The sequence below is a fragment of the Halalkalibacter urbisdiaboli genome, from assembly GCF_002156385.1.
Lineage (GTDB): Bacteria > Bacillota > Bacilli > Bacillales > Bacillaceae_D > Halalkalibacter_A > Halalkalibacter_A urbisdiaboli.
This window is the reverse complement of sequence record NZ_MVJM01000001.1, coordinates 726,643-741,702: the sequence shown is the minus strand read 5'-3', so window position 1 is coordinate 741,702 and position 15,060 is coordinate 726,643. Positions and strand designations below refer to the sequence as shown.

Sequence of the window (15,060 nt, the reverse complement as noted above, 5' to 3'; positions counted from 1 at the left end):
AGGATAAAAATAAGAACCGATAAATGAATGAACACTTATTTTTCGTTTCTTTCATTTACTGACAATAAAAAAGCACTTGTCACATGTATTATTTTATGTAAATATAGGTGTCAAGACAACTGTAAAGTGTTTGGAGGAATAATCATGGCATCATGGGATGCAGATGTTCTCATTATAGGAAGTGGTATTGCTGGCTTAATGGCTGCCCATTTATTAGCTGATAAAAAGAATGTGATTTTAATCACAAAGTCTAACGTTAATAGGAGTAATTCGAGTTGGGCCCAAGGTGGTATCGCTGCGGCTCTAGGTACGGATGATGATTGGCGTAAGCATTTTGCTGATACATTATTAGCTGGGCTTTCTCATCACGTCGATGAGCATGTTGAAATATTAGTGAAACGTGCACCAAGCCTAATTCGAGAGATGGAGAAAATTGGTGTACCTTTTGATAAAAGTAAGGATGGGACACTTTCTCTAGGAATGGAGGGGGCTCATAGCAGAAGACGAATTGTCCACGCTAACGGGGATCAAACAGGAAAGGCTTTTACAGAAACATTAATACATGTACTTAAAGATCGAGTAACATTTCTTGAAGAAACGACAGCTATCCAATTACTTAAACAGGAGGATAAAGTAGTTGGTGTTCTTACAGATAAAGGTGTATTTCAAGCACCGAAAACGATTTTAGCAACTGGCGGAGCTGGTCAGCTTTATGAAAGAACATCAAATGTTCCTGAGGCGACTGGTGACGGCTTTGCTCTAGCGTATCGAGCTGGTGCAACCTTGGCTGATATGGAATTTGTTCAATTTCATCCGACGATTCTTTACCGAGAGGGCTATGCCCATGGATTGATAAGTGAAGCTGTTCGTGGGGAAGGTGCGGTGTTAGTTGATGAGGAGGGAACGCCGATTATGGCAAACCAACCTCTCAAAGATTTAGCACCTAGAGATATTGTTAGTCGAGAAATTCATCGAAAGTATTGTGAAGGGAAGCGTGTTTTCTTAGATTGTCGAAGTATTCCTAATTTTTCTAAACGTTTCCCGGGGATCTCCCGTATTTGTGAAAAAGCGAGCATAGATTTGAAACAATTATTGTTACCAGTCGCACCAGGTGCTCATTTTGTAAGTGGGGGAGTATGGACTAATCAAAGAGGGCAGACGACGGTTGATAATCTTTATGCAATTGGAGAAGTAGCTTGTACTGGCGTTCATGGTGCGAATCGTTTGGCAAGTAATTCATTATTAGAAGGACTTGTGTTTGCAGAAGCAGTGGCCAAGGACATTCTTCATTCAAAACCAACAATAGACTATATGAAATTTGATAAGAAAGTTGCGAATCATATTAAGGAGCATATGCTTCCATCAAAAAAAGAACTGCAAGAGAAAATGACGCTTTTAGTAGGAATTGAAAGGAATGCACAAACATTAAAGGAAATGAAGCAATGGCTTCTCCCATATATACCAATTGTTAAGCTTTCCCCTTCAGAAAAAGTAAGTAAAGAAAAAGTGGAAGTGCAAAACATGTTACTTGTCGCATGGCTGATGACATGTGCAGCACTTACACGAACAGAGAGTCGTGGAGGTCATTTTCGTTCTGATTATCCTGTCTTAGATGATAAAAAATGGTTAAAAACATATATTAAATCTTCGCTTGAGCAAGATTCGTTTATTGAAGTTCACTCACGTGCAGATATAAAAAAGGAGAAGCGTTATGAATCCGTTATTAATTAAAGAAAAGCTTCAGCAATTCTTTATTGAAGATATTGGGGAAGGTGATTTAACAACGGAAGCGATTTTTTCAAATGAAGAAGGTGTGGCCATTATTTTAGCAAAAGATGATGGAATTATGGCAGGTCGCTCTATCATTGAACTTGGATACGAGGTTATCGATAAGAAAGTGGAAGTAAATGTATTCATACAAGATGGTCAGTCCTTCAACAAAGGTGAGCAAATTGCGGTAATAAAGGGTCCAGTAAAAAGCCTTCTGACGGGAGAGAGAGTTGTTTTAAATGTAGTCCAAAGAATGAGTGGAATTGCTACGACTACATTTAAAGCAGTAAAAGCTTTAAATGATCCAACGATAAGAATCTGTGATACGAGAAAAACAACACCTGGCTTAAGAATGTTTGAAAAATATGCTGTCCGTTGCGGAGGTGGCTTTAATCACCGAAAAAGTCTTGATCATGCAGTGATGATTAAGGAAAACCATATTGCTGCTAGCGGAGGAATTGAAAAGGCGGTCCAAAAAGTAAAACAGCAGGTCGGGCACATGGTAAATGTTGAGGTTGAGACGACTAATGAGGAGGAAGTAATCGAAGCGGTTCGGGCGAGGGCTGATGTTATTATGTTTGATAACTGTCCACCAGAAGAGATAAAAAGATTAAGTCAGCTTGTACCGGATTCAATCGTAACTGAAGCTTCAGGTGGAATTAACTTAAACACAATATCATCTTTTAAAGGATGTGGCGTAAATTACATTTCGCTTGGATTCCTAACCCATTCTGTTCAATCCGTTGATTTAAGTATGTTGTTACGAAAGGGGAAACAATCATGAAATTACTTGATCAATTAAATCAAATGGAACGTATACCAGCAAAGTACGCGTTAATGTCTGATAAAGAAAAAGAAAAACGCATTGCTGAGATTAAAGCTAAATTTGGAAAACGACTCTATATTCCGGGGCATCATTATCAACGCGATGAAGTCGTTCAGTTTGCAGATTCGACAGGAGATTCATTGCAGTTAGCTCAATTATCACAGGATAATTCGGATGCAGAGTATATCGTTTTTTGTGGTGTTCATTTTATGGCGGAAACGGCAGATATGCTTACAAATGACAATCAACATGTCATTTTACCAGATTTAAAAGCAGGCTGTTCAATGGCCGATATGGCCACAATAGAGCAAACGGAGCGGGCTTGGGTTGATTTACAGGAAATGTTTGGTGATACGATTCTTCCTTTAACATATGTGAATAGTACAGCTGCAATTAAAGCTTTCTGTGGTCGATATGGTGGAGCAACAGTAACGTCATCAAATGCGAAAAAAATGGTAGAATGGGCTTTTACTCAAAAACCTCGTTTATTGTTTCTCCCTGACCAACATTTAGGAAGAAATACTGCGTTTGACCTAGGAATTTCTCTAGAAGAAATGGCTGTTTGGGACCCGATTGAACATAAGCTTGAAACAACACGACCAATTGAAGAAATTAAGGTTATATTATGGAAGGGCCATTGTTCGGTTCATGAGAAATTTACAGTTGAACAAATTAGGCAATTACGAAAAGAAGAGCCGAATACAAAAATAATTGTCCATCCTGAATGTCCGCACGAAGTTGTTCAAGAAGCTGATTTAAACGGATCAACTCATTATATTATTGAGACGATTAAAAAAGCTGAACCAGGAACAGTATGGGCAGTTGGAACAGAGATGAACTTAGTAAATCGTTTAGCGCAACAATATCCTGAGCAAACAATCAAATCTTTGAATCCGAATATGTGCCCTTGTTTAACGATGAATCGGATAGACTTAGATCACTTAACATGGTCTTTGGAGCTTTTGGAAGAAGGAACGTTACATCATCCGATTCGTGTAGATAAGCAAACAACAAAAGAAGCGAGACTCGCATTAGAACGCATGCTGAACCGTCCTTAATAAGGACGGTTTTTCTTTGTTTGTTTTTATGAAAGGTATTTCCTTATTCTAACTAGGCATAAACCTATTTTTGTAAACATACATTGTCTTGAGAACCTTTGAGATTAGGCGTTTGATCCAAATTCTTTCTAAACTAAATGAAAAACATAGTGTCAATTCGCCTATGTAATCATAGGATGTAACGAATGGTAAGAGGAGGGAGATTAAACGTGAAAATTCATATTGTACAAAAAGGTGATACGCTTTGGAAGTTATCACAAAAGTATGGGGTGGATTTTGAACAGCTAAAAGCAGCAAATTCACAGCTATCCAACCCAGATATGATTATGCCTGGGATGAAAATTAAAATCCCGACGAACGGCGTACCAGTTAAAAAGGAACAGCAGGTTAAACCACAGCATTTCATTAAAGAACAAAAGAAAGAAGTACCTAAGCAAGAAATGAAAGAAAAACAAGTACAACCTAAAGTACCTAATATGCAAATGCCGAAGATGCCCAATCAGCCATTAAAGCAGCCAAAAGAAATGAAAAAGTATGAACCGAACGACAATGTATATTTTTATAAACCACAGGAGAATGAGCATGCTCCAATGCCTAATGTTAATAAACCGCCTGTAAAGGAAAAGCAACAGCAACAGCCTATAAAAGAGAATGTAAAAAAAGAAGCACCTAAAAGCAGCACTCAACCTATACAGGAAGCAAAACCACTACCAAAACCAACTGTCCCACACATTCCACAAGTCCAATCGCCATATCAACCGAAACAAACGCCTTATATTCCACCACAACCACCACAAGCACCTATTACTGATTGTATACAACCAGTAAGTCCACTTATCCCAGGCTGTGCTCCTGTTGGAGGTTATGGAGCAACTTACGAGCCAACAGGGTATCCAATGCCGCCGCAAGCACCAACGGGTGGATATGGAGCGGGAGTTCAAGGAGCAACAGGGTATCCAATGCCGCCGCAAGCACCAACGGGTGGATATGGAGCGGGAGTTCAAGGGGCAACAGGGTATCCAATGCCGCCGCAAGCACCACCGGGTGGATATGGAGCGGGAGTTCAAGGGGCAACAGGGTATCCAATGCCGCCGCAAGCACCACCGGGTGGATATGGAGCGGGAGTTCAAGGGGCAACAGGGTATCCAATGCCGCCGCAAGCACCACCGGGTGGATATGGAGCGGGAGTTCAAGGGGCAACAGGGTATCCAATGCCGCCGCAAGCACCAACGGGTGGATATGGAGCGGGAGTTCAAGGAGCAACAGGGTATCCAATGCCGCCGCAAGCACCAACAGGCGGATATGGAGCAGGAGCCCAAGGAGCAGCAGGGTATCCAATGCCACCAGAAACACCAACAGGCGGATATGGAGCGGGAGCCCAAGGAGCAGCAGGGTATCCAATGCCACCGCAAACACCAACAGGCGGATATGGAGCGGGAGCCCAAGGAGCAGCAGGGTATCCAATGCCACCGCAAGCACCAACAGGCGGATATGGAGCGGGAGCCCAAGGAGCAGCAGGGTATCCAATGCCACCGCAAGCACCAACAGGAGGATATGGAGCAGGAGCCCAAGGAGCAGCAGGGTATCCAATGCCACCGCAAGCACCAACAGGCGGATATGGAGCAGGAGCCCAAGGAGCACCAGCAGGGTATCCGATGCCACCGCAAGCACCAACAGGCGGATATGGAGCAGGAACCCAAGGAGCACCAGCAGGGTATCCAATGCCACCGCAAGCACCATCAGGTGGATATGGAGCAGGAGCCCAAGGAGCAACAGGGTATCCGATGCCACCGCAAATGCCAACAAGTGGATTTCCGACAAGTAATTGCTGTGGACCGACACAGCCAGTAACCTATGGGCCAAATGGGGAAATGGTATCATTTAATGACTTAGAACAACAGGTACCATTACATTCTTATCCTGAAACAGATTACGATGACTAAAAAACTAACTTGATTGGATTAATTTAGAGGTTTGAGCATACTCAAGCCTCTTTTTTGTGTGTGTAAAAATAAACTCAATCACTGTTGAGGCATGATAGTAAGACTATCTTGTTTTCTCTATAGTATAGACCTGTACATTTTCCATTATGACCAGGAAGTAACAGTGTAAAGAAAGCTCTATACAGACACCATAATGTTTGAAAGGGGGCTTTCAAATATGAAAAAAATCGCAATGTCAGTAGCAGCAGCAACAATGCTTATGGGTGGTTTAACTGGTTGTGGCACGGATAACCAAGCCACAGACATGAATGCAAATTATAATCGTACCGGGTTTGATGCACAGCAAATGACAGGTACCAATACTGGTCATCGAGGTCAAGGACCTGTAACTGATATGATGACACCGAACACGCGTGGTGGAAATCAAGGACAGCTTGGGCAAAATCGTACAGGATTTAATACAACAACTGGTCCAACAAATTATGGGCAAAGAACCGGGTTTTTACCACAAGGCAACAATAATGGGACAACTGGGTTAGGTAGAACAGGATTGTTCACAAACGACACGGTTACAGGTGAACAAGGTCGTACTCGTGCTGACCAACAAAGAATAACTGAGAGTAACCGAGCTAATTATGGTGCCCAAACAACTAACCGAGGATTATTCGGAACACAAAGAACCGGTGATACTAACCGAGGATTATTCGGTACGCAACAAAGAGCTGGAACAGGTCATTCAGGAATTGTAGGAAACAACCGTCCTGGAATGGTTGATGAGGATGGGTTATTACGTGGTAATGCTCGTGATCGAGCAGGATTAACGAATAATCGAACGACACGCCAAGCAACTCTTGACGGTCAAACAACTCGTAACCAAACTGTAGGTCAAACTAATCGCACGGGCCGTACTAACATGGGTGCTCAAAACAATGGTACTCAAGGTCGTCAAGGTACAGCTAACTATCACCGCGATTATGATAGTCGTACAGCACAACAAATTGTTAGTCGTGTTCAAAACATGAATGGAGTAGATGATGTACGTGTTATTGTTCACGGTAATGACGTAGTTGTTGGTATCGATTCAGATAACAACAATGCTCAACAAGTTGAACAAAAAGTAGAGCGTAAAGTGAAAGGTCTTGTAAAAGGTAAGGATGTACACGTTGTTACAGATAACGATACAGTAGGTCAAATCCGTACAATGGATGATCGTCTGAGAACAGGTGCAGCATTTGAAGAGGTTGGTGCAACATTTAATGATATGATTAATGACCTTGCTCGTGCTGTCCAACGACCTTTCGAGCGTTCTCGCTAAGAGAGAAAAATATAAAGGTTTTTAATTAGCCCAAAGGAGTTCCTTTGGGTTTTTTTTATGGATAATAAAAAATCTTTTGTAAAATAATAGAAAGGAGTTCGTTATTATTACCAAATTGATTAATTTCGGGGTTATGGATTATAAAATAACGAGCATACTAAAAATGGCATCATAAAAAAGATTATGAAATAGAGGTTATGGTGGTGAAAAAAATGATGGTATTTCAACGTTTTCTTGAAAAATATTTGCTGATTTTTATGATTATTATTATAGGATTAGGGACCATGATGATTTTACCTATTTCCGATGATACAAGTGCACAAGAAGACGTTCAGGAAACCGACTTGAATGAAACTGAGGCTGTAGATGTCATGGCTCCAATGACAATCAATGTTATTCTTGAAAGAGAGTATCTCGACGGTGAGATAAGCGAAGAAAAAGTCCAAGAAACAATTTGGTCAATGGAGGATTTTTGGGCTTATTACAATGATTGGACTCTTATCGATCAAAACGAGGAAAGAATGATTTTTCGCAAGCAAATAAATGACATTTCTCCTTTATTGAAGATGAATGGCTATTTTGGAATATCAAAGGATGGTACGTTAAATGTTTATGAAGGGGAGCCAACTGAGTCTCAAATCATTCAGTCGTTTTTTCAGGTTGATACGAGTAAGTTAAAAAGTAAGCAGCATACAGAACTCGTTAAAGGCATTCCAGTAAAGAGCCGAGAACATTACGAAGAAGTTCTCCATGTTTTTAGTCAATATAAAAGAAAAGAAATGTAAACAGAAGTGAGCCAAAGTAAAAATCTTTTGGCTCACTCTTTTTTATTTAGTTATTCATGGTCTATGACGTGCTGACACCATTGTGCTAAAATAGAAATGAATGTTCGTATATGGAGAGGAAGTAAAGGATGATTGATTTTATACAGGGAAAGCTTGTGGAAATAGAGACTCAGTACGCAGTGCTTGATAATAATGGGATTGGCTATCAGTTATATTGTCCTAACCCGTATGTTTTTCAGCGAAATATTGATGAAATAATTCGGATTTATACTTATCAATATGTACGAGAGGATATTCTACGACTTTATGGTTTTAAGACAAAGAGTGAACGTTCACTTTTTGAGAAACTTTTGAATGTTTCTGGAATAGGCCCTAAAGGAGCCTTGGCTATTTTAGCATCAGGTCAGCCTGAGGATGTTGTTGCAGCAATTGAAGGAGAAGATGAGACATACCTTGTAAAATTTCCTGGTGTGGGAAAAAAAACAGCAAGACAAATTATTCTTGATTTAAAAGGGAAATTAGATGATTTCTCAAATGATTTGTTTAACTATGCAGAGCTTAATTCTAAAACACATGCAGGCTCAGGTCGATTAAATTCAGAACTTGAAGAAGCATTGGAAGCGCTCCGAGCGTTAGGCTATGTTGAGAAGGAACTAAAGAAAATCCGTCCACAATTAGAAGAGCAACAGCTTGAGACTGATGGATATATTAAAAAGGCATTACAGCTGCTATTAAAGGGATAAGTTTGGAGGATAGCCATGGAAGAACGGATGATCTCGGCGGAGGCACAAGAGCATGATCAATCGATTGAACAAAGTATCCGCCCAAATGAACTAAAACATTACATTGGTCAAGAAAAAGTGAAGAAAAATCTAGAAGTATTTATTGAAGCCGCAAAAATGAGAGAAGAATGTCTTGACCATGTTCTTTTATATGGTCCTCCCGGGCTTGGTAAAACAACACTGTCTGGTATTATCGCCACAGAAATGGGAGTGCAAATGCGAACAACGTCTGGACCGGCGATTGAGAGACCAGGTGATTTAGCGGCAATTTTAACTGCTTTAGAGCCTGGTGATGTATTATTTATTGATGAAATTCACCGACTAAATCGCATGGTTGAAGAAGTGTTATATCCAGCTATGGAGGATTTTTGCTTGGATATTGTCATTGGTAAAGGGCCAACAGCAAGGTCAGTTCGGCTTGATCTACCTCCCTTTACATTAGTTGGTGCTACTACAAGGGCGGGGATGCTCTCGGCACCATTAAGAGATCGTTTTGGGGTATTAGCCCGATTAGAGTATTATACTGAAGAAGAATTAGCGATAATCGTTCAACGTACGGCTGATATTTTTTCAGTTGAATTAGAAGAGCAGGCATCAGTGGAGATAGCAAGACGTTCACGTGGGACACCTCGTATTGCGAACCGACTGTTAAAAAGAGTAAGGGATTTTGCTCAAGTTCAAGGTGACGGAACTATTACGCTAGCTTTAGCACAATCTGCATTAGAAAATTTACAAGTAGACCGTTTGGGACTTGATCATATTGACCATAAATTATTAAAAGGGATGATCGAAAAATTTCGCGGAGGCCCAGTAGGTCTAGAAACGATTTCTGCAACCATTGGTGAGGAAGCAGAAACAATTGAAGATGTATACGAACCATATCTTCTACAAATTGGTTTTCTACAACGAACTCCGAGGGGCAGAATGGTCACCCATAGCTGTTATCAGCATTTTAATTTGGAGGTGCCAAATCAATGAATTCATTACCGAAGCTATTGATTGGAATCGGTATTGTATGTATTGTGATTGGTGTGATATGGCAAATAGGTGGGAGATTTTTACCGTTAGGAAAGCTTCCGGGGGATCTTTTAATTAAACGCGAAAATGCAACTTTTTATTTTCCGATTATGACATCAATTGTACTAAGTGTTGTACTTTCGCTTATTTTTTTTATTATCGGTCGTTTTCGTTAAATGTGACAGGAAGTAGCTTGATTAATATGTCTAGGTTCGGTATGCTATGTTAGGATAATGGACATAATTTAGAAAAAAAGGTGAATAAACCAATGGATGTACGTGATTTTGATTTTCATTTACCAGAAGAATTGATTGCACAGACGCCGCTTCTTGATCGAACGGCGTCTCGTTTGCTTGTTTTAAATAAAGAAACAGGTGATATCGAAGACCGCAAGTTTCCATCAATTGTTGATGAATTAAATGAGGGGGACTGTTTAGTTTTAAACGATACACGTGTTATGCCAGCTCGTTTGTATGGTATAAAAGAGGACACTGGTGCAAACATTGAGGTTCTTCTTTTAAAACAACTAGAAGATGACAAATGGGAAACGTTGGTGAAGCCAGGAAAGCGTGTAAAGGTTGGAACTACGATTACATTCGGTGATGGTAAACTAACAGCAACATGCATCGATGAAGCAGAGCATGGAGGACGAGTTCTCCAAATGAATTATCAAGGTATTTTTCACGAAGTGTTAGATGAACTAGGTGAAATGCCATTGCCTCCTTATATAAAGGAACAATTAAACGACCAAGAGCGTTATCAAACGGTTTTTGCAAAGCATAGAGGCTCTGCTGCTGCACCAACGGCAGGCCTACATTTTACAGAAGAATTACTTAATCAAATAAGAGAAAAAGGGGTTCATATTGCGTTTATTACTCTTCATGTCGGATTAGGTACTTTTCGACCAGTAAGTGTTGATTCGATTGAGGAACATGAGATGCATGCTGAGTTTTATCAGATGAGTGAAGGGACGGCACGATTACTTCAGGAAGTACGAGAAAAAGGAAAGCGAATTATTGCTGTAGGGACAACCTCAGCACGTACGCTTGAAACGATTGTAAAAGAGCATGGGTCTTTTCGTGAAGCATCTGGTTGGACTTCTATTTTTATTTACCCGGGTTACACATATAGAGGGTTAGATGGTTTGCTTACAAATTTCCATTTACCTAAATCAACTTTAGTGATGTTAGTTAGTGCGTTAGCAGGAAGAGAAAACATTCTTAAAGCATATCGTCATGCAGTAGAAGAACGGTACCGTTTTTTCAGCTTTGGAGATGCAATGCTCATTCGTTAATGCTGTATTGTTAAGGAGGAAAAATAATGGCTGCGGTCACATATGAATTAATCAAAACATGTAAACAATCTGGAGCAAGACTTGGGCGTGTTCATACACCACATGGTTCAATCGAAACGCCAATTTTTATGCCAGTTGGTACGCTTGCAACAGTAAAAACAATGAGTCCTGAAGATTTATACGATATGAACGCTCAAATTATTTTAAGTAATACGTATCATCTGTGGCTGCGACCAGGCCATGATATTGTGAAGGAGGCGGGAGGCCTTCATAAATTTATGAATTGGGAGCGCCCCATTTTAACTGATTCTGGTGGATTTCAGGTCTTTAGTTTAAGTGATCTGCGTAAGATAGAAGAAGAGGGAGTCCATTTTCGAAATCATATGAGTGGAGAGAAGCTTTTTCTAAGTCCTGAAGGCGCTATGGAAATCCAAAATGCACTTGGCTCAGATATTATGATGGCTTTTGATGAATGTCCTCCGTACCCTGCAGAATACAAATATATGAAAAATTCTGTTGAACGAACTAGTCGCTGGGCAGAACGGTGTATTGCGGCTCATCAGCGTCCAGAGGATCAAGGATTATTTGGAATTATTCAAGGTGGGGAATACGAAGAATTACGTAAGCAAAGTGCCCAAGATCTCGTCTCTCTTGATTTTCCTGGTTATGCGATTGGTGGCTTATCCGTTGGCGAACCAAAGGATGTAATGAACCGTGTGTTAGAATTTACAACACCATTAATGCCATCCAATAAGCCTAGGTACTTAATGGGTGTAGGCTCTCCAGACTCACTGATTGATGGAGCGATTCGAGGAATTGATATGTTTGATTGTGTATTACCTACTCGAATAGCAAGAAATGGGACATGTATGACAAGCGAAGGAAGACTGGTCGTTCGAAATGCAAAATATGCTCGCGATTTTAGACCGTTAGATGAACACTGTGATTGTCACGTCTGTCAAAATTATTCAAGAGCATACATTCGTCATCTCGTTAAATGTGAAGAAACGTTCGGATTTAGGTTAACATCTTACCATAATCTTTATTTCCTGTTAAAATTAATGGAGCAAGTGAGACAGGCAATACGAGAGGATCGATTGCTTGATTTCAGAGAAGAGTTTTTCGAACAGTATGGTTTCAACAAGCCAAATGCGAAAAATTTCTAATCATACAACGTTTACTACAGAAAGGAGGGGAAGTAAATGGAGGTACTTGGAACAATTCTTCCGCTAATATTGATGTTTGCAATTTTTTATTTCTTGCTTATTCGTCCACAGCAAAAGAGACAAAAGCAGGTACGTGATATGCACGCTGCGCTTAAGCGTGGTGATAAAATTATCACAATTGGCGGGCTTCACGGTACGATTGATTCAATCGATGAGGATACAATGGTTATTCTTGTAAATGACAATCGTAAATTAACATTTGATAAATCAGCTGTTCGTGAAGTTGTGAATCCTGATTGATCATAATGAAGCAGAGGCAATGGCTCCGTTCGCTACACGCGTCTTATGAGGAGGAAATTGCTCCTCATAAGACTTTTAAAAGATGAAGCGACACGCGCACATTACTTCGGAGGTGTCTCAAAAGGTTAACTTTTGGGACACCTCTTTTTCTTCGTACAATAAAAAAACTCGGGGTTTTAAGCCGAGTTTTTTTATTAACGAAATATCCTAGGAAAGAAATCGTTACTCTACCCTTGTTTTCCGCTTGAAAGATTAACTCCAATAATTCCACCACATGCAGCAACAAGAAGATACCCACCGTGAAATAAGTATTGTTCTGATGTGAATCCACTATCGTACCCTAAAAATTGAATAAGGAACGTTAAAAATGAAAATAAAAGCGCTGTGCTTATCCCTGCAATCCAGCCTTTTTCTTTTGCTTTTGCGCCAGAAACAAGCCCACCGATAAACATTGCAAGAAATGCAACAATTAAAATCACCCAGTGGACGGATTGTTCGGTTAAGGACGTTAGCGATAATACGAGTGAGACTAAAAAGCTAAAGGATAATGCTATGACAAGGATTGTTCCAAGTCCAAAGAATACAGCAGGTAAGAAACCGCGGTAAGCCAAAATCCTCTCCTCCTTTTTCTTGAAAAATAGATAACTTACTAAAGCTTATTCAGGCTTGTTTAAAATAGACGTACTTATTGTCATTTGTAATGGACATGTTTCACTGAAGCTTGTCATAGGATGGTAGAAATGTGGATGAGAGGAGAACAGAAATGGGAGTGACCTTGGCGTTAATCATTTTTATCATCAGTTACTTCTTTATCATAACTGAAAAACTAAATCGCGCTGTGATTTCTTGCCTAGGCGGTGTATTAATGCTTGTCTTTGGCATTTATGAAATTGATGCCGCGTTTTTACATCATATTGATTGGCATACGATTACGTTATTGCTTTCAATGATGATTCTTGTTTCAATTACAAGTCAAAGTGGCTTCTTTGAATATGTAGCAATTTCATTAGCAAAGAGGGTTAATGGTCAACCAATTCCATTGCTATTAGTTATCTCAACGCTAACAGCAATTGGCTCGGCGTTTTTAAACAATGTAACAACGGTGTTATTGATTGTACCAATTATTTTTACGTTAACTTCTTTATTAAAGTTAAATGCTGTCCCTTTTTTATTGTCAATAGTGATGGCATCAAATATTGGTGGAACTGCTACACTTATTGGGGACCCACCAAATTTAATGATCGGTCAGGCGGTTAGCCATTTAACCTTTAATGATTTTCTTGTACATTTAAGCCCAGTTGTTATTATTATTTATCTTCTAGTGATGAGCGGTCTTGTTTTGTTCTATAGAAGGCAATTGTATGTAAGAAAAGAAAATCAGGCAAAGCTCTTGGCAATTAACCCAACTGATTACATTAAAGATAAGCGCCTCTTAATTAAGTCGGTTTCAGTCTTAAGTGCAACAACCATTGGATTCATTGTTCAACCATTGATTCATATCGACTTAACGAGTATTGCTATGGTTGGTGCTCTGTTATTAATGCTTATCACACATCAGGAGCAAGACATGGAAGAAGTATTCCGATCAGTTGAGTGGGTAACACTCTTTTTCTTTGTTGGTCTGTTTTTACTTGTAGGCGGTTTAAAAGAAGTGGGCATTATTGATGAAATCGCTAAATCGATTATTTATTATACGGACGGAGATTTACCAAAAACCGCTATATTCATTCTTTGGGGCTCTGGAATTTTATCTGGATTTGTTGATAACATTCCATTTGTAGCAGCAATGATTCCGGTTATCTTAGAGTTTCAGCAGTATGGAATGTCAAATTTGGACCCATTATGGTGGGCTTTAGCGTTAGGGGCTTGTCTTGGTGGAAATGCGACAATAATTGGTGCTAGTGCAAATGTAATTGTTGCAGGAATGGCTTTAAAACAGAAACAAGGATTTAGCTATTGGGAATTTTTGAAAATTGGAACACCAATAGCGATCATCTCATTTATTATTTCCACTGTGTACTTATATATTAGATACTTAATTTATTTTTAAACGGAGTTACCAAAAGCTTCAATTCATGTGTACTTGTCCCCCGGTCATACTAAAAGCATACCGTGTGCAATGGTTTGGATGAAGGGGGAAAATCATGGACTATATGACCATAATTTTACGAACAATCTTCATCTATTTCATTCTCCTCTTTGTGTTAAGGTTTATGGGGAAACGTGAAATTGGTCAATTGTCGGTGTTAGATTTTGTTGTTTCGATTATGATTGCTGAGTTAGCTGTAATATCAATCGAAGATGTTCAAGTGCCAATGATGAATACGATCGTCCCTATTGTTATGTTGTCCTTCATTCAAATATTCTTTGCCTTCATTTCATTAAAAAGCGAAAAGGTAAGGGACCTGGTTGACGGTGAACCTTCAGTTTTAATTAGTGAAGGTAAAATTGATGAGCATGAAATGAGGAAACAGCGATACAATTTTGACGATTTGCTTATTCAACTAAGACAAAATAAAATTTCTAATATATCCGATGTTGAATTTGCAATTTTGGAGCCTTCTGGTAAGCTTTCTGTCATTGAAAGAAAAGATGAGGCGCAACATAAACCCTCTATGCCTTTACCATTAATTTTAGATGGTAAGGTGCAGGAGGAGCATTTAAAGAAGATAAACCAAACCTCTCTTTGGCTAAGACAGGAAATGAGAAAACTCGGGTATCGTGACATAAAAAAAATATCGTACTGTTCACTAAAAGATAACAATACATTTTTTATTGATTTGAAAGATGAATATGAATAAGAA

Annotated in this window: 15 protein-coding genes; 14 read left to right on the top strand and 1 reads right to left on the bottom strand. The window is 39.5% G+C overall.

Going from position 1 to position 15,060, the window contains the following annotated elements; all coding sequences use genetic code 11:
* Positions 1-144 precede the first annotated feature (144 nt).
* The 12 genes from nadB (at position 145) to yajC (ending at position 12,256) form a co-directional block, all read left to right on the top strand.
* Positions 145-1,731 carry an L-aspartate oxidase gene (gene nadB, locus B1R93_RS03835; protein WP_165763716.1) on the top strand — a complete coding sequence of 529 codons (1,587 nt, stop codon included), beginning with the start codon at positions 145-147 and terminating at the stop codon, positions 1,729-1,731.
* On the top strand, positions 1,712-2,554 hold the full coding sequence (gene nadC / locus B1R93_RS03830) for a carboxylating nicotinate-nucleotide diphosphorylase (protein WP_088102638.1): 843 nt from the start codon (positions 1,712-1,714) through the stop codon (positions 2,552-2,554). The genes nadB and nadC overlap by 20 nt, the downstream gene beginning before the upstream one ends.
* Positions 2,551-3,654 carry a quinolinate synthase NadA gene (gene nadA / locus B1R93_RS03825; protein ID WP_088102637.1) on the top strand — a complete coding sequence of 368 codons (1,104 nt, stop codon included), beginning with the start codon at positions 2,551-2,553 and terminating at the stop codon, positions 3,652-3,654. Before nadC ends, nadA begins: the two co-directional genes overlap by 4 nt.
* A 209-nt stretch (positions 3,655-3,863) precedes the next feature.
* Positions 3,864-5,597 carry a SafA/ExsA family spore coat assembly protein gene (safA, locus tag B1R93_RS23300; RefSeq protein WP_088102636.1) on the top strand — a complete coding sequence of 578 codons (1,734 nt, stop codon included), beginning with the start codon at positions 3,864-3,866 and terminating at the stop codon, positions 5,595-5,597.
* A 217-nt stretch (positions 5,598-5,814) separates the two neighbouring features.
* Positions 5,815-6,912 (top strand): YhcN/YlaJ family sporulation lipoprotein, encoded by a 1,098-nt coding sequence (locus B1R93_RS03815; RefSeq protein ID WP_165763715.1) that lies wholly within the window; start codon positions 5,815-5,817, stop codon positions 6,910-6,912.
* Between the two features lie 212 nt (positions 6,913-7,124).
* Positions 7,125-7,697, top strand: coding sequence for an intercompartmental signaling factor BofC (locus B1R93_RS03810; RefSeq protein ID WP_088102634.1), 573 nt, complete (start codon positions 7,125-7,127; stop codon positions 7,695-7,697).
* Positions 7,698-7,825: 128 nt separating this feature from the next.
* The gene (ruvA, locus tag B1R93_RS03805) at positions 7,826-8,440 is read left to right on the top strand and encodes a Holliday junction branch migration protein RuvA (protein ID WP_088102633.1); all 615 of its coding nucleotides are present in this window, start codon (positions 7,826-7,828) and stop codon (positions 8,438-8,440) included.
* Between the two features lie 15 nt (positions 8,441-8,455).
* Positions 8,456-9,457 carry a Holliday junction branch migration DNA helicase RuvB gene (gene ruvB / locus B1R93_RS03800; protein ID WP_088102632.1) on the top strand — a complete coding sequence of 334 codons (1,002 nt, stop codon included), beginning with the start codon at positions 8,456-8,458 and terminating at the stop codon, positions 9,455-9,457.
* Entirely contained in the window at positions 9,454-9,672 is a 219-nt protein-coding gene (locus B1R93_RS03795) for a DUF2905 domain-containing protein (RefSeq protein ID WP_088102631.1), read from the top strand. The genes ruvB and B1R93_RS03795 overlap by 4 nt, the downstream gene beginning before the upstream one ends.
* Before the next feature lie 92 nt (positions 9,673-9,764).
* Positions 9,765-10,790, top strand: a complete 1,026-nt coding sequence (queA, locus tag B1R93_RS03790) for a tRNA preQ1(34) S-adenosylmethionine ribosyltransferase-isomerase QueA (protein WP_088102630.1) — start codon at positions 9,765-9,767, stop codon at positions 10,788-10,790.
* 26 nt (positions 10,791-10,816) lie between these two features.
* Entirely contained in the window at positions 10,817-11,956 is a 1,140-nt protein-coding gene (gene tgt / locus B1R93_RS03785) for a tRNA guanosine(34) transglycosylase Tgt (protein ID WP_088102629.1), read from the top strand.
* A gap of 36 nt (positions 11,957-11,992) precedes the next feature.
* Positions 11,993-12,256 carry a preprotein translocase subunit YajC gene (gene yajC, locus B1R93_RS03780; RefSeq protein ID WP_088102628.1) on the top strand — a complete coding sequence of 88 codons (264 nt, stop codon included), beginning with the start codon at positions 11,993-11,995 and terminating at the stop codon, positions 12,254-12,256.
* Between the two features lie 227 nt (positions 12,257-12,483).
* Here the strand turns inward: yajC and B1R93_RS03775 are convergent, their stop codons facing one another.
* Complete coding sequence (locus tag B1R93_RS03775) at positions 12,484-12,867, bottom strand: TIGR04086 family membrane protein (protein WP_088102627.1); 384 nt, start codon at positions 12,865-12,867, stop codon at positions 12,484-12,486.
* A gap of 152 nt (positions 12,868-13,019) precedes the next feature.
* On the opposite strand from B1R93_RS03775, the gene B1R93_RS03770 reads away from it, so the two are divergent.
* Together B1R93_RS03770 and B1R93_RS03765 are read left to right on the top strand one after the other, a co-directional pair.
* Positions 13,020-14,306 carry an ArsB/NhaD family transporter gene (locus B1R93_RS03770; RefSeq protein WP_088102626.1) on the top strand — a complete coding sequence of 429 codons (1,287 nt, stop codon included), beginning with the start codon at positions 13,020-13,022 and terminating at the stop codon, positions 14,304-14,306.
* 94 nt (positions 14,307-14,400) lie between these two features.
* Complete coding sequence (locus B1R93_RS03765; RefSeq protein WP_088102625.1) at positions 14,401-15,057, top strand: YetF domain-containing protein; 657 nt, start codon at positions 14,401-14,403, stop codon at positions 15,055-15,057.
* The last annotated feature ends 3 nt before the right edge of the window (positions 15,058-15,060 follow it).

What these genes read in the sequence shown, in the direction of transcription:
- B1R93_RS03795 (WP_088102631.1), top strand. Translation starts at nt 9,454, where the DNA reads ATGAATTCATTACCGAAGCTATTGATTGGAATCGGTATTGTATGTATT.
- nadA (WP_088102637.1), top strand. Translation starts at nt 2,551, where the DNA reads ATGAAATTACTTGATCAATTAAATCAAATGGAACGTATACCAGCAAAG.
- B1R93_RS03770 (WP_088102626.1), top strand. Translation starts at nt 13,020, where the DNA reads ATGGGAGTGACCTTGGCGTTAATCATTTTTATCATCAGTTACTTCTTT.
- queA (WP_088102630.1), top strand. Translation starts at nt 9,765, where the DNA reads ATGGATGTACGTGATTTTGATTTTCATTTACCAGAAGAATTGATTGCA.
- nadB (WP_165763716.1), top strand. Translation starts at nt 145, where the DNA reads ATGGCATCATGGGATGCAGATGTTCTCATTATAGGAAGTGGTATTGCT.
- ruvB (WP_088102632.1), top strand. Translation starts at nt 8,456, where the DNA reads ATGGAAGAACGGATGATCTCGGCGGAGGCACAAGAGCATGATCAATCG.
- nadC (WP_088102638.1), top strand. Translation starts at nt 1,712, where the DNA reads ATGAATCCGTTATTAATTAAAGAAAAGCTTCAGCAATTCTTTATTGAA.
- yajC (WP_088102628.1), top strand. Translation starts at nt 11,993, where the DNA reads ATGGAGGTACTTGGAACAATTCTTCCGCTAATATTGATGTTTGCAATT.
- B1R93_RS03815 (WP_165763715.1), top strand. Translation starts at nt 5,815, where the DNA reads ATGAAAAAAATCGCAATGTCAGTAGCAGCAGCAACAATGCTTATGGGT.
- tgt (WP_088102629.1), top strand. Translation starts at nt 10,817, where the DNA reads ATGGCTGCGGTCACATATGAATTAATCAAAACATGTAAACAATCTGGA.
- B1R93_RS03810 (WP_088102634.1), top strand. Translation starts at nt 7,125, where the DNA reads ATGATGGTATTTCAACGTTTTCTTGAAAAATATTTGCTGATTTTTATG.
- B1R93_RS03765 (WP_088102625.1), top strand. Translation starts at nt 14,401, where the DNA reads ATGGACTATATGACCATAATTTTACGAACAATCTTCATCTATTTCATT.
- ruvA (WP_088102633.1), top strand. Translation starts at nt 7,826, where the DNA reads ATGATTGATTTTATACAGGGAAAGCTTGTGGAAATAGAGACTCAGTAC.